Source organism: Bacillus sp. PS196 (assembly GCF_037963555.1).
Lineage (GTDB): Bacteria > Bacillota > Bacilli > Bacillales > Bacillaceae > Bacillus > Bacillus subtilis.
On sequence record NZ_CP150159.1, the window covers coordinates 1,448,558 to 1,472,903 of the forward strand.

The following is a 24,346-nucleotide window of genomic DNA, read 5'->3' on the forward strand; positions in this document are numbered from 1 at the left end:
TCAGATGACAAGTACGGTTGTATGATATAATATTGTGAAGTAATTAAGCTTTAAGTTAAAAGGAGAATGATAAAAATGGCACAAAAAACATTTAAAGTAACTGCAGATTCTGGAATCCATGCTCGTCCTGCGACAGTTCTTGTACAAACTGCTAGCAAATACGACGCTGACGTTAATTTAGAATATAACGGCAAAACAGTTAACCTTAAATCTATTATGGGTGTTATGTCTTTAGGTATCGCTAAAGGCGCTGAGATCACAATCTCTGCTTCCGGAGCTGACGAAAACGATGCTCTTAACGCTTTAGAAGAAACAATGAAAAGCGAAGGACTCGGCGAGTAATGCAAGAATTAAAAGGGATTGGTGCTTCAGCCGGCATCGCGATTGCAAAAGCATACCGGCTTGAAGAGCCAGATTTAACGGTTGAAAAGAAAAACATCTCTGATTCTGAAGCGGAAGTAAGCCGTTTTGATGAAGCGATTGCACGTTCAAAAGAAGAGCTCGAAAAAATCAAAGAGCACGCTTTGAAAGAACTGGGTCAGGATAAAGCTGATATTTTTTCTGCTCACCTTTTAGTTCTCAGTGACCCTGAGCTTCTGAACCCTGTGAAAGAAAAAATCAGCACTGATTCAGTGAACGCTGAATTCGCTTTAAAAGAAACGTCTTCTATGTTCGTTACCATGTTTGAATCTATGGACAACGAATATATGAAAGAGCGTGCGGCAGATATCCGCGATGTAACAAAACGCGTAACCGGCCACCTGCTTGGCGTCGAAATTCCAAACCCAAGCATGATCTCAGAAGAGGTTATTATTGTAGCTGAAGACTTAACACCGTCTGACACAGCCCAATTAAACCGTGAGTTCGTAAAAGGATTCACTACTGATATCGGCGGACGCACATCTCACTCTGCCATCATGGCACGTTCTCTTGAGATTCCAGCAGTTGTTGGAACGAAAGCGGCTACAGGCACGATCCAAAACGGCGTGACTGTTATCGTTGACGGTATCAATGGCGATGTCATTATTGACCCATCTGCGGAAACTGTAAAAGAGTATGAAGAAAAACATAATGCTTATTTGGCTCAAAAAGCTGAGTGGGCGAAGCTTGTCAATGAACCGACTGTCTCAAAAGACGGACATCATGTAGAGCTTGCAGCGAACATCGGTACTCCTGATGATGTAAAAGGTGTTCTTGAAAACGGCGGAGAAGCAGTTGGCCTTTACCGTACAGAATTCCTTTACATGGGAAGAGATCAGCTGCCTACAGAAGATGAGCAGTTTGATGCTTACAAAACGGTTCTTGAGCGTATGGAAGGAAAATCAGTCGTCGTGCGGACACTTGATATCGGCGGAGACAAAGAGCTTCCTTACCTGCAGCTTCCTAAAGAAATGAACCCGTTCCTGGGATATAGAGCGATTCGTCTTTGCCTTGAAGAGCAAGAAATCTTCAGAACACAGCTTCGCGCGCTGCTTCGTGCAAGTACATACGGAAACTTGAAAATCATGTTCCCTATGATTGCGACAGTTAACGAATTCAAAGAAGCAAAAGCGATCCTTCTTGAAGAGAAAGAAAAGCTCGTAAAAGCGGGACAGGCTGTATCTGACGATATTGAAGTCGGAATGATGGTTGAGATTCCGTCAACTGCAGTCATCGCTGATCAGTTTGCTAAAGAGGTTGATTTCTTCAGTATCGGAACAAACGATTTGATCCAATACACAATGGCAGCTGACCGTATGAATGAACGTGTATCTTACCTGTATCAGCCATACAACCCGGCAATCCTTCGCTTAATTACACTGGTAATTGAAGCAGCACACAAAGAAGGAAAATGGGTTGGCATGTGCGGAGAAATGGCAGGAGACGAGATTGCGATTCCAATCCTTCTCGGCTTAGGCTTAGATGAGTTCTCAATGAGCGCAACGTCTATTCTTCCGGCAAGAACACAGATCAGCAAATTGTCTAAACAAGAAGCTGAGTCATTCAAAGAGAAAATCTTATCTATGAGCACGACAGAAGAAGTTGTCGCGTTCGTAAAAGAAACATTCAAGTAATGTACAAAAACCAGACGGCCTCCGGCCTGTCTGGTTTTTTTCATAAGTAAGGGTATAGAAGGACACAATAACATGGCTAGGAGGGATAGTATGTCAAACCAATTTAACGCAGGAGATACTGTTTATGTGATCTACAGAAATCCGCACGCCGCCAATGTAGCCCACATAAAGGAAGCCGAAATTGTGCACCATCCATACCATGAAGGCGAGCTTTCCCTGTTTATTTATGAAACCTATCATCCGTTCGCAGAGGACGATGCTGTGTTTGCAAGCTATGAAGAAGCTAAATCGCTTTACAAAGAACTGTTTGATATTGATCCGTATGAGTAACAAGGAAATCATTACAACTCATATCCTTTCCGCCTAGTGAGAAAAGTAACGTTAGTAAAGGAAAAGGATGTGGCATCATGCAGAACCCATTTGTTCCGCAGCTTGTATATATAGAACCGAGGGCGCTGGAATATCCGCTAGGCCAAGAATTACAAGATAAATTTGAGAATATGGGCATTGAAATCAGAGAAACAACATCCCACAATCAGGTGCGTAATATTCCTGGGAAAAATCATCTTCAGCAATATCGCAATGCGAAATCAACTTTAGTTATAGGTGTCCGAAAAACATTAAAGTTTGATTCATCCAAACCCTCGGCCGAATATGCCATTCCGTTTGCAACAGGCTGTATGGGGCATTGTCATTACTGCTACCTGCAAACAACCATGGGATCAAAGCCGTATATCAGAACTTATGTAAACGTCGAAGAGATTTTAGATCAGGCAGATAAGTATATGAAGGAGCGCGCACCAGAGTTCACAAGGTTCGAAGCATCATGTACGTCAGACATTGTAGGAATTGATCATCTGACACACACGCTGAAGCGCGCCATTGAACATTTTGGCCAAAGTGATCTCGGAAAGCTCCGATTTGTAACGAAATTTCATCATGTCGATCACCTATTAGACGCAAAGCATAACGGGAAAACGAGATTCAGATTCAGTATTAATGCCGACTATGTGATTAAAAACTTTGAGCCGGGAACTTCACCTCTTGATAAGCGGATAGAAGCGGCAGTAAAAGTTGCAAAAGCAGGCTACCCGCTAGGCTTTATTGTTGCTCCGATTTATATTCATGAAGGCTGGGAAGAAGGATACAGACATCTGTTTGAAAAGCTAGATGCCGCTTTGCCGCAGGACGTTAGACATGACATTACGTTTGAATTAATTCAACACCGTTTTACAAAACCAGCCAAACGAGTGATAGAGAAAAATTATCCGAAGACGAAGCTCGAATTAGATGAAGAAAAGCGCCGTTATAAATGGGGCCGTTACGGGATCGGAAAATATATTTATCAGAAAGATGAAGAGCATGCACTTCGAGAAGCACTTGAATCCTATATTGATACCTTTTTCCCTAACGCGAAAATTGAATATTTCACTTAAACGGGCTGTTGTGATCAACAGCTCTCTTTTTATAAAAAGGATTTTTCCATTCCATCAAAACGCCGTAATTCAATGATTCTTTATCCTCCAAATAATTGCTGACTACACGAATAGGTGAACGCCCGCAACGGAGGAGAAAGGACAGCACAGGGTCGTTTTTCCTGCCTTCCATCACATCTTCAACGTACTGAACAGCGCTGATCTCGTGTGCGTATTTATGATATAAAGGAATGCGGCAGCCGCCGAGAAGGCGCTCCAGTCTCTTATCAACAGTCAGCTCATACATCGTATTCATCAGCCATTTTCCGATTCCAAGCTTTCGATAATGAGGAGAAACAGAAATATCCACTACATATAAAGTATTTCCATGAGGTTCATGATTTTTAATCGATCCGTTGTCAGTTGCTTGTGCCCATGTATGATCAGGAGAATCAGGCTCAAATTGTACAATAAGAGCAGTCATGGAACCGAAAATTCTGCCATTGATGAGCGCGCATAAAGCGCCTTCTGGAAAGGTTTTGATATGGCTGGCAAGCTGGTCCTCTGACCACAGCAATTCCTGGGGAAACGGAGGAGGGAAACATTCTTCTTGAAGAGAAATCAGCCTCTCGATGTCAGTCTCAGTGTAGTTTCTAATGGTCAGAGCCTCAAATTTTCTGCCGTCATGCACATACATTTGTTTTAGTATGATCATCACTCTCCTTATGTTGTTTCATTATAACGAAGATTGAATTTTCAGTAAATATATTCCGGTTTTCTTATAATTTATTTTTTGATTATTCATTTTTCAAACGAAAGGGCCGATATAGAAATTAGGAGGGGATTGGTTTGTTTAAAAAACTTCACATGAAGATTGCTGTTTTTGTTTCGATTATGTTAATCGTCACAGTTGTTCTTTTAATGCTGTCTTCTTATTTGACGCTAAAACCGATGATTACAGAGGATGGGAAAAATACAACTCAAAACGTGACGCAGTCACTTGAACAAAATATTGAATTGCAATTAAAGAGTTATGCCATTTCGTTATCAAGATTGGCTAATGGGGAATTAACGCATACATTTGTAACGAAACCAAGTAAAGAAGCTGCTCGGCTGTTTCACGATGACATTAAGCAAATCAAAGACAACGATGATTATGTTGCGATGGCTTACATAGGCACCGCAAAAAAAGAAATGTTTACATATCCAAAAGCGGATTTCGCTGAGGATTACGATCCAACATCAAGACCATGGTATAAGCTTGCAGCTGAAACCCCGGATCAAGTTGTTTGGACGGAACCTTATAAAGATGTCGTGACAGGAGACATGATTGTTACTGCATCGAAAGCGATCTTAGACGGGCAAAAAGTGATAGGGGTTGCCAGCTATGACTTGAAACTCTCTGCTATCCAGAGTATGGTCAATAAACAAAAGGTGCCTTACAAAGGATTTGCCTTTTTAGCTGATGCGAGCGGCAATCTTTTAGCCCATCCGTCAAATCAAGGAAAAAATATATCAAAGGATCAAACACTGCAAACCATCACATCCGAGAAAAAAGGGATACAAGATGTGAATGGGAAAATGGTTGTGTACCAAACGATTGGCGAGACAGGCTGGAAGGTCGGAACGCAATTTGATACCGATCAATTAATGTGGATTTCAGATAAAATGAATCGGGCAAATCTTTGGATATCATTGATTGCGCTTATCATAACAATTATTCTCAGCTACTTCCTGGCCAAAACGATAACCGGTCCGATACAGCAGCTGATCGTAAAAACGAAAGCTGTTTCCGCAGGCGATTTAACAGTGCGCGCGGAATCAAAATCTAAGGATGAAGTCGGTATTTTAACAAGAGATTTCAATCTGATGGTTGAAAATATGAAGGAAATGGTTGAGCAAGTGAGACTCTCTTCAGGGAAAGTATCTGACACCTCTGAACAACTAACGGCTGTCTCTGCCGAAACAAATGAAACAAGCGGACAAATTGCAAAAGCGATTGAAGAAGTAGCCGCAGGAGCATCGGAACAGGCTTCTGAAGTTGAAACCATTAATGAAAAATCGGAAAGCCTGTCAACGAAAATCAGGCAAATCGCTGAGGAGGCAGGCGGAATTAAAGAACGCTCAAAATCGTCCGAGGATGCAAGCTATAAAGGACTTGACGCGCTCGGCCAGCTGCTGATGAAATCAAACGAAGCCAATATGGAAACGAAAAAGGTTGAAACGATGCTGCTGGATTTGGAAAATCAAACTAAGAATATTGAAGAAGTCGTTACAGCGATTTCAAACATATCTGATCAAACCAACTTGCTTGCCTTAAATGCCAGTATTGAGGCAGCCAGAGCCGGAGAAAGCGGGCGCGGTTTTGCCGTCGTAGCCGATGAAGTGCGGAAGTTAGCTGAGCAATCAGCCCTTTCTACAAAGCATATCAGCGAGACTGTGAAGCTTATCCAGCTTGAGACAAAAGAGGCCTCTCACGCGATGGTTGAGGCAAGCAGAATGAATGATGAACAAAACAGTGCCATTCACGAAACTGGAGAGGTATTAAATACGATAACTGCAGAAATGCAGTCACTGGTACAAGGTATTGATCACATTTACGCGGAAATTCAAAGAATGAGTGAAGAACAGCTTGCGATTTCTGAAGCTATTCAAAGCATTTCAGCCATATCACAGGAATCAGCTGCCGCAGCAGAGGAAGTGAACGCATCAACCGATGAACAGCTTGTCACCCTTGATAAAGTCAAACACTCAACGGAAACACTAAAGCATGCAAGCCAAGAGCTTATGAACACAATTGCAAAATTCACATTGTAATCCAATTACATCCCCAAACATCATTTGTTTTGGGGATTTTTTATTTTATAAGATGAATAGATATGGTAGTCTAAAAAATGAAGGAAAAATGATAAATTTTAACTAAAATCAAAACGAAACATCTGGGAGGAATGACCTTGAAAAAAACAATTGGTTTTATCGGTCTTGGAGTGATGGGAAAGAGCATGGCATCACATATTCTGAATGACGGCCACCCTGTTTTGGTGTACACCCGGACAAAAGAAAAAGCAGAAAGCATACTTCAAAAAGGCGCGATCTGGAAAGATACGGTCAAAGATCTTTCGAAAGAAGCGGATGTCATCATTACAATGGTCGGCTATCCCAGTGATGTTGAAGAAGTGTATTTCGGAAGCAATGGAATTATTGAAAACGCAAAAGAAGGCGCATATCTTATTGATATGACGACATCTAAGCCTTCGCTTGCGAAGAAGATTGCTGAAGCGGCCAAAGAAAAAGCATTGTTCGCTTTAGACGCTCCTGTTTCCGGTGGAGACGTCGGTGCACAAAACGGAACACTCGCGATTATGGTCGGTGGAGAAAAAGAAGCTTTTGAAGCCTGCATGCCGATTTTCTCTTTAATGGGAGAGAATATTCAGTATCAAGGATCGGCTGGAAGCGGACAGCATACCAAGATGTGCAATCAGATTGCAATTGCAGTCGGTATGATCGGTGTTGCTGAAGCGATGGCTTATGCCCAAAAATCAGGCCTAGAGCCAGAAAATGTTCTGAAAAGCATCACAACGGGCGCAGCCGGAAGCTGGTCATTGTCAAATCTTGCTCCCCGTATGCTGCAAGGCAACTTTGAACCGGGATTTTATGTGAAGCATTTTATTAAGGATATGGGAATTGCACTAGAGGAAGCAGAATTAATGGGGGAAGAAATGCCAGGCTTGTCGCTCGCAAAATCCTTATATGACAAGCTAGCTGCTCAAGGTGAAGAAAACAGCGGAACACAGAGTATCTATAAGCTTTGGGTGAAATAAAAAAAGATTGCCTGTACGAAACAGGCAATCTTTTTTTATTATTTTCCGATGAATTGTTGTGTCCAGATGCTTCCAGACTCAACGTAACCAACACCGATGTGAGTAAAGTTAGGGTTTAGAATGTTTTTTCTGTGTCCTTCACTGTTCATCCAAGCTTTTACTACTTCTTCTGGTGTCTTTTGGCCCTTCGCAATGTTTTCACCTGCTGTTTTGTAGCTGATTCCGAAAGATTTCATCATATCAAACGGTGAGCCGTATGTTGGGCTTTGGTGATCAAAGTAGTTTTTGTCTTTCATATCCTGAGATTTTGCGCGTGCGGATTTGCTTAACGTTTCATCAATTTGAAGCGGCTTTAATCCTTGTTTTTGTCTTTCTGCATTTGTAAGTTCAACAACTTTTTTCTCATATGCACTTACAGATGAAGGTGCAGATGTTGTTGTGTTTGTTTTTTCAGCAGTTGCGGGTGCTTTAGAAGCAGTGTTTTGATCAGCAGCTGCTTTTTCAGTAGTCTTTTGTGCAGGTTTGGCCGTTTCTGTCTTTTGAACATCCTGAACTTTCACGTTAGATTGCTTCGCATGTTTTTGAAGAAGCTGCTTCATCTCTTTTTCGTTTGCAGCGTTTAACGTTTTGATATTTGTGTTAATATGCAGTTTTTTCACTGCATCGTTAAGTGACATGTTTTGTACTGTGTTCCCCGTTTTTACTGTAACCACAGGCTGGCAGGAGAGTTCTTTCGCTGATGCTTGCTGTACGCCCCCGAATGTGAATAATCCAACCGCAGCGGCAGCAGATAAAATAAATGCTTTCTTCATTAGTTCGTAACCTCCTAGAGTTGTTTGTTTCTACAGAAAAATCATAACATAGCTTTTTTGTCATAAAGATTCCAGCAATTTCCTTTGACAAATAGAGATTGTCATTTTCGTAAAGTAAATCCGTTGAATCACTAAGAATAAGGGAATCAGCGGTATATATGATTTTATCGTACCGTTACATAGCTTCCTTTTTTTTGAACCGTTAGTTATATTTTAATGTGTTTTTATATTGACAGCTTTTTTTACTCCTTTTCGCTGTAACAACTATTACAAAGGTGTTACAATTAATCTCAGTATATGTAAATATATTGAATGATTTGAGAGGGGTAACCAGAAGTGACTGAAATAGGACGTGAACCAAAGAAAAAGAGCAAAGGAAACAGAGCAATCAGAATGAACCTTTTTTTCCTAGCTGTCTTTGTTCTATTCACTGCATTAATTTTTAAGCTCGGGGTTGTTCAAATTGTTGAAGGCGAACAGCATGAAGAAGACGCTGAGAAATCAAATGCAAAAACAGCTTACTATCCTGCGCCTCGCGGGAAGATGTACGACAGAAACCAGAAAGTTGCTGTCGACAACCAGAGCGTTCCAGAAATTGTGTATGTATCAACATCTAGCACAAAAACAGAAGATAAAATCAAAACAGCGAAGCGGCTTGCTTCTTTCATTCATATTGATACTGAATTTTTGAAGGAAAGGGATCTTCGTGATTACTGGATCGCAGCTCATCCGAAAAAAACCGCCGCTCTGCTTAAGGAATCAGAAAGCAATCTGAAAGGAGACCAGGCTTACAAGCTTCAAATAGAGCGTGTTCCGGATCAAGAATTAAAGGCTATTCAGCAAGATGACGAAGAAATGGAAACTGCTGCGATATATACAAGGTTTTCAAGCGGAAATGCTTACGAACCTCAAATCGTAAAGGCAATGAATCCAAATAAGAGCAATAGCAATGGAAAAAACGGAGCGCTGCTTGATGAGAAGAAAAACTCCTCGCAAAGACCAAAAAATGACTTAACATATGATGAAATTTCCATTGTTTCTGAGCATTTAGAAGAACTTCCGGGAATCGATATCGTAAACGATTGGACACGAAAATATCCTTATGACAAAACCCTTTATTCTGTTTTCGGGGGCGTCACGACACCTGATCAGGGCCTGCTGAGCGACCGGAAAGATTTCTACTTAACAAGAGGCTATGCGAATAATGACAGGGTGGGAAAAAGTTATTTAGAGTATCAATATGAAGAATATTTAAATTCGCATAAAGAAAAAGTGGAATACGTAGAAGATAATAAAGGAAATGTCGTCAGCCAAAAAACCATTGATAAAGGCAGCAGGGGATACGATCTTCAGCTTGCTTTTGACATGGAGCTTCAGGCAAAGGTAGAAAAGATCATTGAAGAAGAAGTAAGAAACAGCCGTGCACGCGGAAATTACATGCTTGACAGAGCCTTTGCCGTGATGATGGACCCGAATAACGGCGATATTTTATCGATGGCAGGGAAAAAGATAGATTTAAAAACCAACAAAATTGAAGATTATGCGATAGGGGCATTTACCACCCAATATGAAATGGGATCAGCAGTAAAGGGGGCCACCGTGCTAGCCGGCTATCAGGACGGGATCCCGCATTATAAATATTTTGTTGATACACCTCTTTATTTAGCAGGATACGGTAACAAACCGAAGAAATCCTACATGAACATGGGAACCATCAATGAATTAACCGCTCTGCAAAAAAGTTCAAACGTATATATGTTTAATGTTGCCATGCACATTGCCGGTGTCACATACAAGCCGTATGGACCTCTTCCTGCTGACCAGAAGGATTTAAACAAAATGAGAAATTACTACAGCCAATTTGGCCTGGGAGTAAAGACAGGTATTGATCTTCCGCAGGAATCAGCCGGAATGCAAACTACACCTGATGCGGTAGGGGGGTTAATTTTAGACTTGGCCATTGGACAATACGATACATATACACCGCTTCAAATGGCACAGTACATCTCATCAATTGCCAATGGGGGCTACCGTGTTCAGCCAAGAATTGTTACAAGTATCCATGAGCCCAGCAAAAAAGAAGGCCTTGGGAAGACCATTGAACAAAGAAAGCCAAACATTCTCAACAAAATTAACAACTCAGAAAGTGACATTCAGCAGGTGAAGACCGGAATGAAGCTAGTTACCACTTCAGGGACAGCAAAAAATACGTTTACAGAAGATGTATCAGGGAAAACGGGAACAGCGGAAACATTTTACTACGGCACGAATCGCAACTGGTGGGGGAAAAAAACATACAATCTGACTTTTGTCGGCTATTACCCATCGAAAAATCCAAAAGTGGCTTTTAGTGTTGTTGTTCCATCAGTAAATGATGATGATAAGATCAATAAAATTATTGCCAAAAGAGCTATCCACGCCTACGCAGAGCTCGAAAAAAAACACAGTAAAAAATAAAAAACAGGGTGCACAACGAAAAGATTGTGTGCCCTTTCTTTTATTCAAAAATTGACGTTCACCATAAGAATAGAAGGAGAATACTCATTTTCTAGCGAATCATACTAGGTAAAAGTCAATCTGTATATGTCGAAACACGATGATCATGCAAAGGAGGGATTCTGTGGAACAGGATACGCAGCATGTTAAACCACTTCAAACAAAAACCGATATTCATGCAGTCTTGGCCTCTAATGGACGCATCATTTATATATCTGCCAACTCCAAACTGCATTTGGGCTATCTCCAAGGAGAGATGATCGGATCATTCCTCAAAACGTTTCTGCATGAGGAAGACCAATTTTTGGTTGAAAGCTATTTTTATAATGAACATCATCTGATGCCGTGCACCTTTCGTTTTATTAAAAAAGATCATACGATTGTGTGGGTGGAGGCTGCGGTAGAAATTGTTACGACAAGAGCTGAGCGGACAGAACGGGAAATCATTTTGAAAATGAAGGTTCTTGAAGAAGAAACAGGCCATCAATCCCTAAACTGCGAAAAACATGAAATCGAACCTGCAAGCCCGGAATCGACTACATATATAACGGATGATTATGAACGGTTGGTTGAAAATCTCCCGAGTCCGCTATGCATCAGTGTCAAAGGCAAGATCGTCTATGTAAACAGCGCGATGCTCTCAATGCTGGGAGCCAAAAGCAAGGATGCTATTATTGGTAAATGGTCCTATGAATTTATTGAAGAAGAATATCATGATATCGTGAAAAACAGGATTATACGAATGCAAAAAGGAATGGAAGTCGGAATGATTGAACAGACGTGGAAAAGGCTTGATGGCACACCTGTTCATTTAGAAGTGAAAGCATCCCCGACCGTCTACAAAAACCAGCAGGCTGAGCTGCTGCTGCTGATCGATATCTCTTCAAGGAAGAAATTCCAAACCATCCTGCAAAAAAGCCGTGAACGATATCAGCTGCTGATTCAAAATTCCATTGATACCATTGCGGTGATTCACAATGGAAAATGGGTGTTTATGAATGAATCGGGAATTTCCCTGTTTGAAGCGGCTACCTATGAGGACTTAATTGGCAAAAACATATACGATCAGCTGCATCCTTGTGATCACGAGGATGTAAAAGAGAGAATCCAAAACATCGCCGAGCAAAAAACAGAATCTGAAATTGTCAAGCAATCCTGGTTCACCTTTCAGAACAGGGTCATTTATACGGAGATGGTCTGCATTCCGACGACCTTTTTTGGTGAAGCGGCCGTCCAGGTCATTCTTCGGGACATTTCAGAGAGAAAACAAACAGAAGAATTGATGCTGAAATCGGAAAAATTATCAATCGCAGGGCAGCTCGCGGCGGGAATCGCCCATGAGATCCGCAACCCTCTTACAGCGATCAAAGGATTTTTACAGCTGATGAAACCGACAATGGAAGGCAACGAACATTACTTTGATATTGTGTTTTCTGAACTCAGCCGTATTGAATTAATACTCAGTGAACTGCTCATGCTGGCGAAACCTCAGCAAAATGCTGTCAAAGAATATTTGAACTTGAAAAAATTAATTGGTGAGGTTTCAGCCCTGTTAGAAACGCAGGCGAATTTAAATGGCATTTTTATCAGAACAAGTTATGAAAAAGACAGCATTTATATAAACGGGGATCAAAACCAATTAAAGCAGGTATTCATTAATTTAATCAAAAATGCAGTTGAATCAATGCCTGATGGGGGAACAGTAGACATTATCATAACCGAAGATGAGCATTCTGTTCATGTTACTGTCAAAGACGAAGGGGAAGGTATACCTGAAAAGGTACTAAACCGGATTGGAGAGCCATTTTTAACAACAAAAGAAAAAGGTACGGGGCTTGGATTAATGGTGACATTTAATATCATTGAAAACCATCAGGGAGTTATACATGTGGACAGCCATCCTGAAAAAGGCACAGCGTTTAAAATTTCATTTCCAAAAAAATAAAACAACGGCTTAAACGCCGTTGTTTATCGTCTGCATTGCTTCACGTTTTTTTAATACAAATAATTCTAAACGGTCCAAGCCTTCTCTCAGTGTGTCCAGCGAGTACGCAAAAGACAGCCTTACATATCCTTCACCATATGTTGAGAACGAGCTGCCCGGCACGAGTGCCACACCAGCGTCTTCCAAAAGAACCATACTAAAATCAAATGAAGTCATTCCAAATGATTTAATAGAAGGGAAGATATAAAACGCACCGGACGGTTTAACTACGTCAAGTCCCATGGAAACAAGACGGTCATAAACATAGTCCAGACGTTTTTTGTATTGTTCTCTCATAATCAATGCATCGTCAAAGCCGTTTGTGACAGCTTCAAGCGCGGCTTTTTGAGAAATGGATGAGGCGCACGACACATTGTATTGATGAACCTTTAAAATGTGCTTTGCAATGTCTTTCGGTGCAAATAAAAATCCAATTCTCCAACCGGTCATGCTGTGTGATTTTGACAAGCCGTTAATGACAATTGTTTGATCCCGCAAATGGTTTGCGATGGAGTAATGCGGTCTGTCATATGTTAATTCACTGTATATTTCATCGGACAATACGAAGACATTTCTGCCTTTTAAAAGGGCTGCGATGCTTTTCAGTTCTTCTTCAGATAAAGTCACGCCGGTAGGGTTTGACGGATAAGGAAGCACGACACACTTGGTGTTGGGTGTCAGAGCATCTTCAATCAGCCGGGCGGTAAGCTTAAAGCCGTGTGACGTAGTATCAACAATGACAGGCTTGGCCCCGCACAAATTGATAATAGGTTCATAGCCCGGATAAATAGGCCCTGGCATAATGACTTCATCACCGGGAGATAAAATCGTCCGGAATGCAGCATCAATGGCTTGGCTTGCGCCTGTTGTGATGATAATTTCAGATTCAGCATCATAGTTGAAATCCGCTTTTTTCTTCATATAAAGCTGCACAGCTTGTCTCAGCTCCAGGTAGCCGGCATTCGGAGTATATGACGTCACGTTTTCATCAATGGCTTTTTTTGCGGCAGCTTTCACATGATGCGGTGTGAAAAAATCAGGCTGGCCGATTGTAAGTGAAATGACGTCTTCGTGTTGGGCTACAAGATTCGAGAATTTGCGTATTCCTGAAATTTCGATCTCTCTTGCTTTCGGATTCAGCAAATGTTCCATAATTCATCACCTTAACAAATATAATGAGTTTATCCTATTTTACCACTAGCTGATCATTTGTCACCTTTTTAACTGATATATTTCGATTGTATGCGCCTTTTTTCTAAACATACCTTTCTTTTCAGAAAAAAAGAAGACAACCAGCGATTTGATTGTCTTTATTGTATCATGTTCTATTATTGTTTATATGTGCCAATTTCATTAATAGCCATAATCAAAATGAAGGTCTTCGTGCCAAATCAGATACGGAGGATGCTCTTCTTGAAGGTCAGCTGATTCTTTCTTCATATTCAGGTAAGTTTCTTCACTGATATCCTCTAAAACAGTCATTTCGTTTTCTTTAAATATTACTAAGGTACCCATTATTTACACCCTTCTTTGGAAAAATCCTTGACTATTTTATCACTGTTAGTTGGAAAGTCAATGGTTATTAGGAAAAAAGTTTCTTTTTTGAGGAACGCGGCTTGTTGCCTTCGGAATTCGATTTTGAAGAGCTGCCATTCACTTTTTACAAATTACGCCGATATATACAGTACAATACTGAATGCGAATAGCGAGGGATTGAATTGTCGTTACAACAATACGAAATTTTATTGGATTCTGGTACAAATGAATTAGAAATTGTGAAGTTTGGCGTGGGTGAAAATGCTTTCGGAATTAACGTCATGAAGGTAAGAGAAATTATTCAGCCTGTCGAGGTGACATCAGTGCCTCACTCCCATCAGCATGTAGAAGGAATGATTAAACTCAGAGGAGAAATCCTCCCTGTGATCAGTCTCTTCTCATTTTTTGGAGTAGAGCCTGAAGGATCAAAAGATGAGAAATATATCGTGACTGAATTTAATAAACGGAAAATTGTTTTTCATGTCGGCTCTGTTTCTCAAATTCACAGAGTATCCTGGGAAGCGATTGAAAAGCCGACATCGTTAAATCAAGGAATGGAGCGGCACCTTACCGGGATTATTAAGCTCGAAGACCTGATGATCTTTTTGCCTGACTATGAAAAAATTATTTATGACATTGAATCAGATTCAGGTGTTGACACGTATAATATGCATACCGAGGGCTTCGATGAAAGAAGAACTGATAAAAAGCTTATCATTGTAGAGGACTCACCGCTTTTGATGCGCCTCTTGCAGGATGAATTAAAAGAAGCAGGGTACAACAATATCGCTTCGTTTGAAAATGGAAAAGAGGCATATGAATACATAATGAACCTTGCTGAAAACGAAACTGATTTATCAGAACAGATTGATATGATCATCACTGATATTGAAATGCCAAAAATGGACGGACACAGGCTCACAAAGCTGCTGAAGGAAAATCCAAAAAGCTCAGATGTGCCGGTTATGATTTTCTCATCGTTAATTACGGATGATCTGCGTCACCGCGGCGAAGTTGTAGGCGCAGATGAGCAAATCAGCAAGCCTGAGATCAGTGATTTGATTAAAAAAGTGGATACGTATGTTATTGAATAAATAAAAACAGCCGTTGCCAGAAAGAGGCACGGCTGTTTTTATTTTAAAAGTAACTCTCGCCAAGTTTTTTAAAGACCGGTTTATGGTAAGCTGGCTGCTGGCGATTTGGCACTAGCGGCTTTTCTTTCATGCCGACATATTCTTGCAATAGGTGTTTCGCTTTTGTTAAAGACATTTGAGCTTTAGGATTTCGGTACGATTGATTAAGTGTACCTAAATGCGGAAGATGTTCGAAGTCTTCTTTAGTTGGAGGCATGTGAAAATAGTAGTCTCCGATTGAGATAAGCACGTCCGATTGCTGTTGGCTGAACCTTGGATTTTTTGAAAAATGAAGCCCTATTTTCTTTCCTTTACCTTCTTTGACAAGCTTTTGCAAAGCCCGTTTTTTCAGCAGATATAGGTATTTAGGGTTGGGGGCGGTTTTTGCATGGCGGTTCACAGTGTAAACTGCTTTTGAAAGATTTTCTACGGTTGGCTGCAGATCTTTCGTATATGCATGGTCGTCCATTATTTCTCTCCTTTGCTCTTATCAATTTCTATATGTTTAGATTATACTTTTTTAAAGTTGAAATGCAAATATTGAATGTAAAAATGCGCTTTTTTCTAAGAAAAAAAGCGCATTTTTAACCTGCATTATACAGATCTTGCCTTCTTTTTCGGCTGTTCTTGAAATGCTTCCTGAACATTCACTTCCACAGCCTGAGCACTGTATTTTGGCAGTGCAATAAAATAAAAAATAAAAACGAGCAGGATAATAACACCCATACCGTAATAAAGATAATCAATGTTTGAAACAAACTTAGGGAATAACAGCGCGACTAAGCCAAGTGTCAAAGACTGTGCAAACATCATAAAAGGGTCCTGCATGCCGCTTACACGTCCCATCAGTTTTGGATGAACAATTTTGGGCATCCACCCTCCGATTGCAATGTTGATCGGTCCGATGCACATTCCCAGTGCAAAAGCTGCCGCGTAATACACCCATAAAATATTGGTGTAGCCGAGGACGAAGATCAGCAAACCTGCAATGAAAATCGGTATCGACATTAAAAAGTGCGGCTTCACTTTTTTAGAGATGATCGTGCCGATTACGCTGCCTGCCAGCAGCCCAAACCCGAGTGCGATCGTAAATACAGACGTATGCCACTCATAACGGTCAGGCGCCAATCCATATTTCATTGTAAACATCGGCAATACAGCGAATCCTCCGTTGACAAATCCAAAAATGAAAAAGCCAAAAATAAGAGATGCCAGCAATTTGTTTTTTAAAATATAGAGGATGCCTTCTCTAAAGTCATTTATTGAATCCTTAACAGAAGTCTTTCTCCAGCTGAATGCACCGTTTGGCTGTCGGGCTTCTTTTGGAATCCGGCAGCTGCGGATCAGCAGCCCGGAAATGATAAAGCTGACAAAATCAAGAATAATGGCGCCTTCAATACCGATGGTGTTGTACATAAACGCGCCTATACCGACTCCAAACACCATAAAAATGCTAAAAAGCATCTGATTAAGCCCTGCCGCTTTCGCATAATGCTCCTTCGGCAGAATGGCTTGTACCAAACTGTTTTCTGCCGGAAAGAAAAACTTTGTTACAGCGCTTCTGATAAATAAGATACAAAAAACAAGAGGAATATTGCCGGTAAATAAAGTGAAAAAAAGCACGACAGTCAGGCCTGCTCTGATCCAATCACAATTTTCTGCCACCTTTTTTCTGTCAAACCGGTCCGCGACGACTCCCACGATCAGAAATACAAATATGGTCGGAAGAGAATACATCAGCTCCGCCAAGGTCGTATATGAAGGCTGGCTACTGAATCGGTCCAGCAAAAAAAATGCAAAGGCCATGTTGCCTACTGTCGTGCCCATTTGAGAAGCGAGTGCTGCGAAAAATAGACGAACAAAATTACGATTTTTAAATATATCCATAAAAACGCTCCTTACCCTAAAGGTCCCACTTTATCATATTATAAACCGCCTGTTTTTGAAACAAATAAGAAAACATTACCGGTTAATCGTGACTCTTGTTCCGTTTGGCACAATTGAAGCAAGTTCAATCACGTCTTTGTTATGCATGCGAATGCAGCCTTTAGAAACAGCCTTACCAATCGAAGCGGGATTATTCGTCCCATGTATTCCGTAGTGCTGCTTTGAAAGGCTCAGCCAATAAGCGCCAAATGGGCCGCCGGGATTGCGCTGGCGGTTAATAATGTAAAACTCGCCAGTAGGCGTTTGCGTTAGTATTTTACCAACGGCGATGGGATAGGTTTTCATTACCCGATTATTTAGGGACAGCGTAAGGGTCTTCGCTCCGATTGAGACTGCGATATGATACGGAATTGTATAAGGGTCCGGCAGTCCGGGGATGACTATGGACTGTCCCGCGGTGAGCCCTGCCTGCAGTGACGGATTAGCCTGGAGTAATGCAGCCGTGCTGATTCTGAAATCAGCCGCGATGCTGTTCAGTGTATCACCTTGCTTCACCTGGTACGTAAGCAGTTTCCTCATCCTCCTTTTTTACTTATAAGTATTGATGAGGAGCCCATCCTGCTACATTAATTTGTGCTTTTTAAGGTGAAGACAGTGATTTCAGGTTTGGCCAGAAACCGCAAAGGCAGCCTGGTCATCCCGAGGCCTCGGTTTACGTAAATATGAGTGCTGCCCGTTTGATACATTCCCTCTGTGTAGACTTTTCCATATGGAGGCGTAATAATCGGTCCGTAAAAAGGCAGCTGAATCTGGCCGCCGTGTGTATGGCCGGAAAGCTGAAGGTTCACGGGATAATCTGTTGTTTTCAAGGCCGCATCAGGTTCATGGACGAGAAGAATGGAAAAAAGTCTGTCGCTCAGCCTTGAAAGGGTGCCTTCATAATCTGGGTTTCCCAGCATTAAGTCATCAAGCGAAGCAATCTCGATTTTGCTGCCATCTGCGAGTGACAATGTTTGATAGCCATTGCGATATACCGTGAAACCTCCGGCCGTCATCAGGCTTTTGTAAACGGCAGTTCCATAGCCTCCGTGATCATGATTACCGTAAATACAAAGCTTGCCGAATGGAGCATTAAGCTTTCTCAATAATGGAATGACTGCCTGGTGGTGCTGGTACGTATCAGGATTATCGATAATATCACCTGTAAAAACAATGAGATCAGGTTTAGATTCATTAATTGTAAGAATGACAGTTTTTAAATCTTCGAGAGTAAAGTAATCACTCAAGTGTGCATCGCTGAACTGCACGATTTTAAAACCGTCAAATCCGTGCGGGATGAGAGAGCTTTTTATTGTGTGTTCGGTTGTCTCGATCATATGCGGCTCGAGATACCTGGCATAGCCATATCCCCCGCCGGCCGTTAAAGCCCCGGCAGCAAGAGCGCCGAACATTCCTTTTAGAAATTGTCTTCTGGACATCTTTTTCATTTCAAACCAACCTTTAATAGAGTTTTTCTATTATATCATCTGTATCTGATAAAAATCTCATATGAGCATGTGCTGACAGAGGCAGGGATATAATGATAGAATATTATTGAATGAATACTCATTCACAATTGGAGGGATAAACATGGAAAAAAAGGCGGTAATTATTACCGGCGGGTCAAGCGGCATGGGAAAAGCGATGGCAAAAAAACAGGCTGAATTAGGGTGGCACGTTATGGTGACAGGGAGGAACCATGAGGCACTTGAGGAAACAAAAAAAGAAATTCAGACCTTTGAGGGACAGGTCGCTTGTTTTCAAATGGATGTCCGTTCCGATTCCGCCGCTTCAGACATGATTAAAGAAGCGATAAAAGCCTTTGGCCGGCTTGACGCGCTGATTAACAACGCGGCCGGAAACTTTATTTGTCCGGCAGAAAAGCTGACGCCCAATGGATGGAAAGCCGTTATTGAGATTGTTTTAAACGGCACATTTTTTTGCAGCCAAGCAGCGGCAAGGCATTGGATTGACCAGAAGCAGCAGGGTGTCATTTTAAATATGGCAGCCACGTACGCTTGGGGAGCGGGAGCGGGGGTCGTTCATTCCGCTGCAGCCAAAGCGGGGGTATTGTCATTGACAAGAACGCTGGCCGTTGAATGGGGGAGCAAATACGGCATTCGTACAAACGCGATAGCCCCCGGACCGATTGAACGAACAGGCGGTGCGGAGAAGCTATTTGAATCGGAAAAAGCGATGGCCCGCACGATGAACAGTGTGCCGCTCGGCCGATTGGGCACACCGGAGGAAATCGCCGCTTTGGCAGCGTTTTTGCTTTCTGATGAAGCATCCTATATAAACGGGGATTGTATCACAATGGACGGGGGGCAATGGCTGAATCCTTATCCGTTTTAAAGAATATTAATCTTTGGATTCAATGTGGTATAATCAGACAAAGATAGAGAAGCAGGTGATAACATGTTGGATCCACTTGATATTTTAACGAACATTGATGATGTCCTTCCATATTACCAGGCGATTTTTAGTGCCGAGGAGCAGAAGGTTGTCGGATATGAGGTGCTTGGACGAATTTTGGCAGATTCAGAAATCCAAAGTCTCGGGCCCTTCTTTTTAGATGCGGGGATACCCGAAGAATATAAATTAGAGGTTGATAACAGAATTATCCGCCAGGCTCTTGACCGCTTTTTAGAGTCGGATTCTGATCTGCTGATTTTTATGAATCAGGATGCCAATCTGCTGATGCTGGATCATGGTGAAAGCTTTCTGGAGCTTCTGAAAGAATATGAAGAGAAGGGAATCGAACTCCACCGTTTTGTTCTTGAAATTACAGAGCACAATTTTGAAGGGGATATTGAGCAGCTCTACCATATGCTTGCATACTATCGTACGTACGGAATTAAAATCGCAGTTGACAACATCGGAAAAGAAAGCAGCAACTTGGACAGAATCGCGCTGCTCTCACCAGATCTGTTAAAAATCGATTTGCAGGCGCTGAAAGTGTCACAGCCGTCACCGTCATATGAGCATGTGCTGTACAGCATATCTTTATTAGCAAGAAAAATCGGTGCGGCGCTATTGTATGAAGACATTGAGGCGAACTTCCAGCTACAGTACGCCTGGAGAAACGGAGGCCGTTATTTTCAGGGCTATTACTTGGTGTCTCCATCTGAAACGTTTCTAGAGAGAGATGTATTGAAACAAAGACTTAAAACTGAATTTCACCAATTTATCACACATGAGAAAAAGAAACTGGAGACCGTCTATGAGCACTCTGAACAGTTTTACAAACGAGTGCATCAGGCTGTGACCTCTTTGAGAAAAAACAATCTGTCTTCTGATGATGACTTTATTAAAAAGCTGGCGGAAGAGCTGACAGATTGCAGCTTCAGGATTTACATGTGTGATGAAGAAGGCGATCAGCTGACGGGAAATGTGTTTAAGCAAGATGGAGAATGGATTTATCAGCCGGAATATGCGGAAAAGAACTGGAGCTGGCGCCCTTATTTTCTGGAGAACATTATGAGAATGAGAAATCTCAGAAAAGGTTTTTTCAGTGATCTGTACAGTGATTTGGAAACAGGTGAAATGATCAGAACGTTTTCATATCCGATGGATGATCAGATGTATTTATTTATAGACTTGCCTTATTCTTATTTATATGAGCAGGACGGACTGATTTAACGGCTAAAAGGCCGTTTTTTTTTATGAATTGAAAAAATATCAAAAAACGATTGACATTGATACTGAGAATCATTATCATTTAATTATAGAGAGAAGCTACTCTCTGTTCCCCAACCCCTCTATCAGATCAAGATCCGAAAAAACTTGGCGCTACCCCCGCCAAGTTTTTTATTTGTCAAAGCATAGGACAATCCAATGAAACAATAAACCTAACTAGTGGTAAACGTTTAACACGGGGAGAAACATTCAGTGCCGAACACCCCTGACACTGCTGCACGGGTGAGGAGGAAAATTCGTTCTGAAATGTTTATTTCAGTTCTGTTGTTTACCTCTATCCAGCATGACTCCCATTGATTATGGCCACGCGGGACTTCACCAGAAAATTCAAAAGAAGGTTTTGACAACGTTGCAAAAAGGCATTCTTAATGTTGCCAAAGATTCGAAAAAAATTATAATTGTGTGCATGACATTCAAAAAAAGCCTCAAACTAAAGAAAAATCGTTTTTTTCACTTTTTTTCTTTACTTAAATTCAGCAGTGAAAATGCCATCCTGTCCGACTTTATGGTATGATGCTCAATAGAACTTGTATTATAATAAATACTTGTTGATTTGAAGTTGCTTTTTGAAAGGAGTCTTTTTTTAGAATGTCACAATTAATGGGTATCATCACACGGCTGCAAAGTCTGCAAGAAACAGCGGAAGCGGCTAACGAGCCAATGCAGCGCTATTTCGAAGTGAATGGTGAGAAAATATGCAGTGTTAAATATTTCGAAAAAAATCAAACGTTTGAACTGACGGTTTTCCAAAAAGGTGAAAAACCTAACACATATCCGTTTGATAATATCGACATGGTTTCCATCGAAATCTTTGAACTTCTTCAGTAAGATTCCTGAAATAGGGGGGAACAAGCTTCCGCCTTTGCAAAAGTAATCGAAATAAACGGTAAGGAACATACTTGTTTCATGGTTGTAAATCCTTGAAAAGGAGTGTCGTGATGGCTGATTCTTTTCTGTTTTATAATCTTTCAGAAGCACAGATGACCTTTCAAGATGTGATGGAACGGCTTAAAGCCTTTGTTCAAAAGGACCCCCGTTCTTCTTATGTGTTATCGATCGGAACCGATTCACAGGTTTACCGCGATTACACAAAGTTTATTACCGCATTGCATTTGCATCGTACAGGCAAGGGAGCTTGGGGCTGCTTGAAAAATCATACAGTCGACAGACCCATACATAGCCTTCGGGAGAAGATTTCGTTAGAAACGGCGTACAGCCAAGAAACGGCCGCTTATATTCTTGATGGACACTTAATGGATATTACCGATCTGCTCCTGCCCTTTACCGGTGAGGGGGCGGATCTTACCTTCGAAGTTCACTTGGATATTGGGAAAAAAGGGCTTACAAAAGATCTGATCCAAGAAATGACTGGACGTATTACCTCCATGGGGATTGAGGCCAAAATAAAGCCGGATTCATACACTGCCTTCAGCTATGCAAATCGTTTCACAAAATAATTTGGCTGAAAAAGCCAAGGTAAATGTCGAATTATGCGGTTGACGTTTGTTATCTGATTACTTATTCTAGCGGTAGAGCTGAAAGTAAGTTGTCTTGCTTTCAGAGGTATTCAGTATAAAACAGGGGGCCTGATTGCGAATGAGTCTTATCGGTGAACGATTTACAGAAGAAGAACAAAAACTTCTGCTGAATATCCTGATCAACCATGAGTATGCCATCGAGCTATTAAGCAGTGAGATCAACGATATAGAGACAGGGACCAAAAACGTTGACGGAACCACCTACAAAAAACTTGTAACGCTATACGACCGATTTCGATTTGAAAATTAATGGGACACCCTATAATTGATACTCCACAAAGAGTATCTTTTTTATTGAAAGGAAACTTTTCGACAAATACTGATAAAGTTTATATTATTGCAATATAGGGAATGTATTGATGATGAAAATGAAAAGGGGTCGAAAACATGATAAGCTTACAATCAGATCAACTTCTTGAGGCAACAGTCGGACAATTTATGATTGAGGCGGACAAAGTAGCGCACGTGCAAGTCGGAAATAACCTTGAACACGCATTATTAGTATTGACAAAAACCGGATACACAGCCATCCCGGTTCTGGATCCTTCCTATCGTTTACATGGCTTAATCGGGACAAATATGATCATGAACAGTATTTTTGGACTTGAGCGAATTGAGTTTGAAAAGCTTGACCAAATCACTGTTGAGGAAGTCATGCTGACCGACATTCCGCGCCTTCATATCAATGATCCGATTATGAAGGGATTCGGCATGGTCATTAATAACGGATTTGTCTGTGTTGAAAATGACGAGCAGGTATTTGAAGGGATTTTTACGAGAAGAGTCGTTTTAAAGGAATTGAATAAGCATATACGCTCGTTGAATAAGTAGGCTGTACGGCCTATTTTTATTATATAGCCAGAGCAAAAAAGAAAGCGCATACATAATTTAAACGAGAATAGGGCTTGAATAAGAAACTAAGATTTTATTAGAATGGGAGATAAGAAAAACTTATTGATAACAAAAAGGAGGACGACATGCAGCTTCAAGAGCTTCATATGCTCGTAGTTTTAGCTGAGGAATTAAATATGAGAAAGGCGGCAGAACGGCTTTTTGTATCTCAGCCGGCTTTATCTCAGCGCTTACAAACCATTGAAAAGGCGTGGGGAACAAAAATCTTTTTAAGATCACAAAAAGGATTAACGGTAACGCCCGCCGGTGAGAAAATCATTCAGTTTGCGAATGATGTGACATTAGAGCAGGAAAGAATAAGAGAAAATATTGACGAGCTTGAAGGTGAAATTCACGGCACATTGAAGCTTGCCGTCGCCTCCATAATCGGTCAGCATTGGCTCCCTAAAGTCCTGAAGACGTATGTGGAAAAGTATCCGAATGCAAAGATCTCGCTCATAACCGGGTGGAGCAGCGAAATGCTGAAAAGCTTGTATGAGGATCAGGTTCATATCGGCATTATAAGAGGCAACCCTGAGTGGAAGGGGCGCAAAGATTACTTAATGACAGATCATCTGTATTTAGTGGATACTGAAATTTCCTGCATCGAAGATATTGCCCATACAGAACGGCCGTTTATCCAGTTTAAAAGTGACAGCACTTATTTTCAGGAAATTCAGCACTGGTGGCACCAAAAATTTAAAACGTCGCCGAAACAGACGATATTGGTTGATCAGATTGAAACGTGCAAACAGATGGCGCTGCACGGAATCGGTTATGCTATTTTGCCGTCTGTTACCCTTCAAAATGAAGATAAAGTGAATAAAATGCCTCTTTTAGACATGAAAGGGCATCCGATCGGTCGGGATACATGGTTATTAGGCTATGAGCCTGCCTTTGAACTGAAACAAGTTCAAGCTTTTGTACAAGTGATAAAAGATATGCTGGATCAGGAAAATCCATTTTAAAGACAGCGAGGTGCTGTCTTTTTTTTATTTATCTGTTGACAATGAAAATCATTATCATTTAAAGTGATACATA

General features: G+C 41.2%; 24 protein-coding genes. 16 read left to right on the plus strand and 8 right to left on the minus strand.

What is annotated here, in order from left to right; translation table 11 throughout:
• Positions 1-75: 75 nt before the first annotated feature.
• The 4 genes from NST79_RS07715 (at position 76) to splB (ending at position 3,490) form a co-directional block, all read left to right on the plus strand.
• Positions 76-342 (plus strand): phosphocarrier protein HPr, encoded by a 267-nt coding sequence (locus NST79_RS07715; RefSeq protein ID WP_003154654.1) that lies wholly within the window; start codon positions 76-78, stop codon positions 340-342.
• On the plus strand, positions 342-2,054 hold the full coding sequence (ptsP, locus tag NST79_RS07720; protein WP_003218638.1) for a phosphoenolpyruvate--protein phosphotransferase: 1,713 nt from the start codon (positions 342-344) through the stop codon (positions 2,052-2,054). The genes NST79_RS07715 and ptsP overlap by 1 nt, the downstream gene beginning before the upstream one ends.
• 90 nt (positions 2,055-2,144) lie before the next feature.
• The gene (gene splA / locus NST79_RS07725; RefSeq protein WP_003218644.1) at positions 2,145-2,384 is read left to right on the plus strand and encodes a splAB operon transcriptional regulator SplA; all 240 of its coding nucleotides are present in this window, start codon (positions 2,145-2,147) and stop codon (positions 2,382-2,384) included.
• A gap of 77 nt (positions 2,385-2,461) precedes the next feature.
• Complete coding sequence (gene splB / locus NST79_RS07730; RefSeq protein ID WP_003245173.1) at positions 2,462-3,490, plus strand: spore photoproduct lyase; 1,029 nt, start codon at positions 2,462-2,464, stop codon at positions 3,488-3,490.
• Here the strand turns inward: splB and NST79_RS07735 are convergent.
• Positions 3,483-4,184 carry a GNAT family N-acetyltransferase gene (locus NST79_RS07735; RefSeq protein WP_212060937.1) on the minus strand — a complete coding sequence of 234 codons (702 nt, stop codon included), beginning with the start codon at positions 4,182-4,184 and terminating at the stop codon, positions 3,483-3,485. The genes splB and NST79_RS07735 overlap by 8 nt on opposite strands.
• 134 nt (positions 4,185-4,318) lie before the next feature.
• Here NST79_RS07735 and mcpC point away from each other — a divergent pair, with 134 nt between their 5' ends.
• Positions 4,319-6,286, plus strand: a complete 1,968-nt coding sequence (gene mcpC, locus NST79_RS07740) for a methyl-accepting chemotaxis protein McpC (RefSeq protein ID WP_114523666.1) — start codon at positions 4,319-4,321, stop codon at positions 6,284-6,286.
• A 137-nt stretch (positions 6,287-6,423) separates the two neighbouring features.
• The gene (locus tag NST79_RS07745) at positions 6,424-7,290 is read left to right on the plus strand and encodes an NAD(P)-dependent oxidoreductase (RefSeq protein WP_212060940.1); all 867 of its coding nucleotides are present in this window, start codon (positions 6,424-6,426) and stop codon (positions 7,288-7,290) included.
• A 38-nt stretch (positions 7,291-7,328) separates the two neighbouring features.
• Here NST79_RS07745 and NST79_RS07750 read toward each other — a convergent pair whose 3' ends face one another.
• Positions 7,329-8,102 carry a CAP domain-containing protein gene (locus NST79_RS07750; protein WP_003244693.1) on the minus strand — a complete coding sequence of 258 codons (774 nt, stop codon included), beginning with the start codon at positions 8,100-8,102 and terminating at the stop codon, positions 7,329-7,331.
• 336 nt (positions 8,103-8,438) lie between these two features.
• Between NST79_RS07750 and NST79_RS07755 the strand changes: the two genes are divergently transcribed.
• Both NST79_RS07755 and kinA read left to right on the plus strand, forming a co-directional pair.
• Positions 8,439-10,559, plus strand: coding sequence for a penicillin-binding transpeptidase domain-containing protein (locus tag NST79_RS07755; protein ID WP_212060944.1), 2,121 nt, complete (start codon positions 8,439-8,441; stop codon positions 10,557-10,559).
• Positions 10,560-10,722: 163 nt separating this feature from the next.
• On the plus strand, positions 10,723-12,543 hold the full coding sequence (gene kinA, locus NST79_RS07760) for a sporulation histidine kinase KinA (protein WP_015252197.1): 1,821 nt from the start codon (positions 10,723-10,725) through the stop codon (positions 12,541-12,543).
• Positions 12,544-12,552: 9 nt separating this feature from the next.
• Here the strand turns inward: kinA and NST79_RS07765 are convergent, their stop codons facing one another.
• Positions 12,553-13,734: an aminotransferase A gene (locus NST79_RS07765; protein ID WP_101172463.1), complete on the minus strand. Its 1,182-nt coding sequence runs from the start codon at positions 13,732-13,734 to the stop codon at positions 12,553-12,555.
• 201 nt (positions 13,735-13,935) lie between these two features.
• A complete protein-coding gene (locus tag NST79_RS07770; protein ID WP_003245246.1) occupies positions 13,936-14,097 on the minus strand; it encodes a hypothetical protein in 162 nt (53 codons plus the stop codon).
• Between the two features lie 203 nt (positions 14,098-14,300).
• On the opposite strand from NST79_RS07770, the gene cheV reads away from it, so the two are divergent.
• On the plus strand, positions 14,301-15,212 hold the full coding sequence (gene cheV, locus NST79_RS07775; protein WP_014476655.1) for a chemotaxis protein CheV: 912 nt from the start codon (positions 14,301-14,303) through the stop codon (positions 15,210-15,212).
• Between the two features lie 43 nt (positions 15,213-15,255).
• Here the strand turns inward: cheV and NST79_RS07780 are convergent, their stop codons facing one another.
• The 4 genes from NST79_RS07780 to NST79_RS07795 form a co-directional block, all read right to left on the minus strand.
• Positions 15,256-15,720, minus strand: coding sequence for a YkyB family protein (locus NST79_RS07780; RefSeq protein ID WP_003232406.1), 465 nt, complete (start codon positions 15,718-15,720; stop codon positions 15,256-15,258).
• Positions 15,721-15,845: 125 nt separating this feature from the next.
• A complete protein-coding gene (locus NST79_RS07785) occupies positions 15,846-17,138 on the minus strand; it encodes an MFS transporter (RefSeq protein ID WP_014479656.1) in 1,293 nt (430 codons plus the stop codon).
• A gap of 75 nt (positions 17,139-17,213) precedes the next feature.
• The gene (locus NST79_RS07790; RefSeq protein WP_010886500.1) at positions 17,214-17,708 is read right to left on the minus strand and encodes a L,D-transpeptidase family protein; all 495 of its coding nucleotides are present in this window, start codon (positions 17,706-17,708) and stop codon (positions 17,214-17,216) included.
• Positions 17,709-17,764: 56 nt separating this feature from the next.
• Entirely contained in the window at positions 17,765-18,625 is an 861-nt protein-coding gene (locus tag NST79_RS07795) for a metallophosphoesterase (RefSeq protein WP_003232400.1), read from the minus strand.
• Between the two features lie 142 nt (positions 18,626-18,767).
• Here NST79_RS07795 and fadH point away from each other — a divergent pair, with 142 nt between their 5' ends.
• The 7 genes from fadH (at position 18,768) to ccpC (ending at position 24,273) form a co-directional block, all read left to right on the plus strand.
• Positions 18,768-19,532: a 2,4-dienoyl-CoA reductase gene (gene fadH, locus NST79_RS07800; RefSeq protein ID WP_015383534.1), complete on the plus strand. Its 765-nt coding sequence runs from the start codon at positions 18,768-18,770 to the stop codon at positions 19,530-19,532.
• 63 nt (positions 19,533-19,595) lie between these two features.
• A complete protein-coding gene (locus NST79_RS07805) occupies positions 19,596-20,819 on the plus strand; it encodes an EAL-associated domain-containing protein (RefSeq protein WP_212060948.1) in 1,224 nt (407 codons plus the stop codon).
• A gap of 645 nt (positions 20,820-21,464) precedes the next feature.
• Positions 21,465-21,704 carry a DUF1797 family protein gene (locus NST79_RS07810; RefSeq protein ID WP_003218671.1) on the plus strand — a complete coding sequence of 80 codons (240 nt, stop codon included), beginning with the start codon at positions 21,465-21,467 and terminating at the stop codon, positions 21,702-21,704.
• Positions 21,705-21,814: 110 nt separating this feature from the next.
• Positions 21,815-22,333, plus strand: a complete 519-nt coding sequence (locus NST79_RS07815) for a ribonuclease H-like YkuK family protein (RefSeq protein WP_106073884.1) — start codon at positions 21,815-21,817, stop codon at positions 22,331-22,333.
• Positions 22,334-22,466: 133 nt separating this feature from the next.
• The gene (gene abbA, locus NST79_RS07820; protein WP_010886502.1) at positions 22,467-22,664 is read left to right on the plus strand and encodes an AbrB antirepressor AbbA; all 198 of its coding nucleotides are present in this window, start codon (positions 22,467-22,469) and stop codon (positions 22,662-22,664) included.
• 137 nt (positions 22,665-22,801) lie between these two features.
• Positions 22,802-23,245: a cyclic-di-AMP-binding protein CbpB gene (gene cbpB, locus NST79_RS07825; RefSeq protein WP_003218674.1), complete on the plus strand. Its 444-nt coding sequence runs from the start codon at positions 22,802-22,804 to the stop codon at positions 23,243-23,245.
• 146 nt (positions 23,246-23,391) lie between these two features.
• On the plus strand, positions 23,392-24,273 hold the full coding sequence (ccpC, locus tag NST79_RS07830; protein ID WP_003232387.1) for a transcriptional regulator CcpC: 882 nt from the start codon (positions 23,392-23,394) through the stop codon (positions 24,271-24,273).
• Positions 24,274-24,346 lie beyond the last annotated feature (73 nt).

Excerpts from the sequence above, each read along its gene's own strand:
- NST79_RS07815 (WP_106073884.1), top strand. The coding sequence starts at position 21,815 with ATGGCTGATTCTTTTCTGTTTTATAATCTTTCAGAAGCACAGATGACC.
- NST79_RS07785 (WP_014479656.1), bottom strand. The coding sequence starts at position 17,138 with ATGGATATATTTAAAAATCGTAATTTTGTTCGTCTATTTTTCGCAGCA.
- ptsP (WP_003218638.1), top strand. The coding sequence starts at position 342 with ATGCAAGAATTAAAAGGGATTGGTGCTTCAGCCGGCATCGCGATTGCA.
- NST79_RS07810 (WP_003218671.1), top strand. The coding sequence starts at position 21,465 with ATGTCACAATTAATGGGTATCATCACACGGCTGCAAAGTCTGCAAGAA.
- NST79_RS07805 (WP_212060948.1), top strand. The coding sequence starts at position 19,596 with ATGTTGGATCCACTTGATATTTTAACGAACATTGATGATGTCCTTCCA.
- splB (WP_003245173.1), top strand. The coding sequence starts at position 2,462 with ATGCAGAACCCATTTGTTCCGCAGCTTGTATATATAGAACCGAGGGCG.
- NST79_RS07780 (WP_003232406.1), bottom strand. The coding sequence starts at position 15,720 with ATGGACGACCATGCATATACGAAAGATCTGCAGCCAACCGTAGAAAAT.
- NST79_RS07765 (WP_101172463.1), bottom strand. The coding sequence starts at position 13,734 with ATGGAACATTTGCTGAATCCGAAAGCAAGAGAGATCGAAATTTCAGGA.
- cbpB (WP_003218674.1), top strand. The coding sequence starts at position 22,802 with ATGATAAGCTTACAATCAGATCAACTTCTTGAGGCAACAGTCGGACAA.
- splA (WP_003218644.1), top strand. The coding sequence starts at position 2,145 with ATGTCAAACCAATTTAACGCAGGAGATACTGTTTATGTGATCTACAGA.
- fadH (WP_015383534.1), top strand. The coding sequence starts at position 18,768 with ATGGAAAAAAAGGCGGTAATTATTACCGGCGGGTCAAGCGGCATGGGA.
- NST79_RS07715 (WP_003154654.1), top strand. The coding sequence starts at position 76 with ATGGCACAAAAAACATTTAAAGTAACTGCAGATTCTGGAATCCATGCT.
- NST79_RS07750 (WP_003244693.1), bottom strand. The coding sequence starts at position 8,102 with ATGAAGAAAGCATTTATTTTATCTGCTGCCGCTGCGGTTGGATTATTC.
- NST79_RS07735 (WP_212060937.1), bottom strand. The coding sequence starts at position 4,184 with ATGATCATACTAAAACAAATGTATGTGCATGACGGCAGAAAATTTGAG.
- NST79_RS07795 (WP_003232400.1), bottom strand. The coding sequence starts at position 18,625 with ATGAAAAAGATGTCCAGAAGACAATTTCTAAAAGGAATGTTCGGCGCT.
- NST79_RS07770 (WP_003245246.1), bottom strand. The coding sequence starts at position 14,097 with ATGGGTACCTTAGTAATATTTAAAGAAAACGAAATGACTGTTTTAGAG.
- ccpC (WP_003232387.1), top strand. The coding sequence starts at position 23,392 with ATGCAGCTTCAAGAGCTTCATATGCTCGTAGTTTTAGCTGAGGAATTA.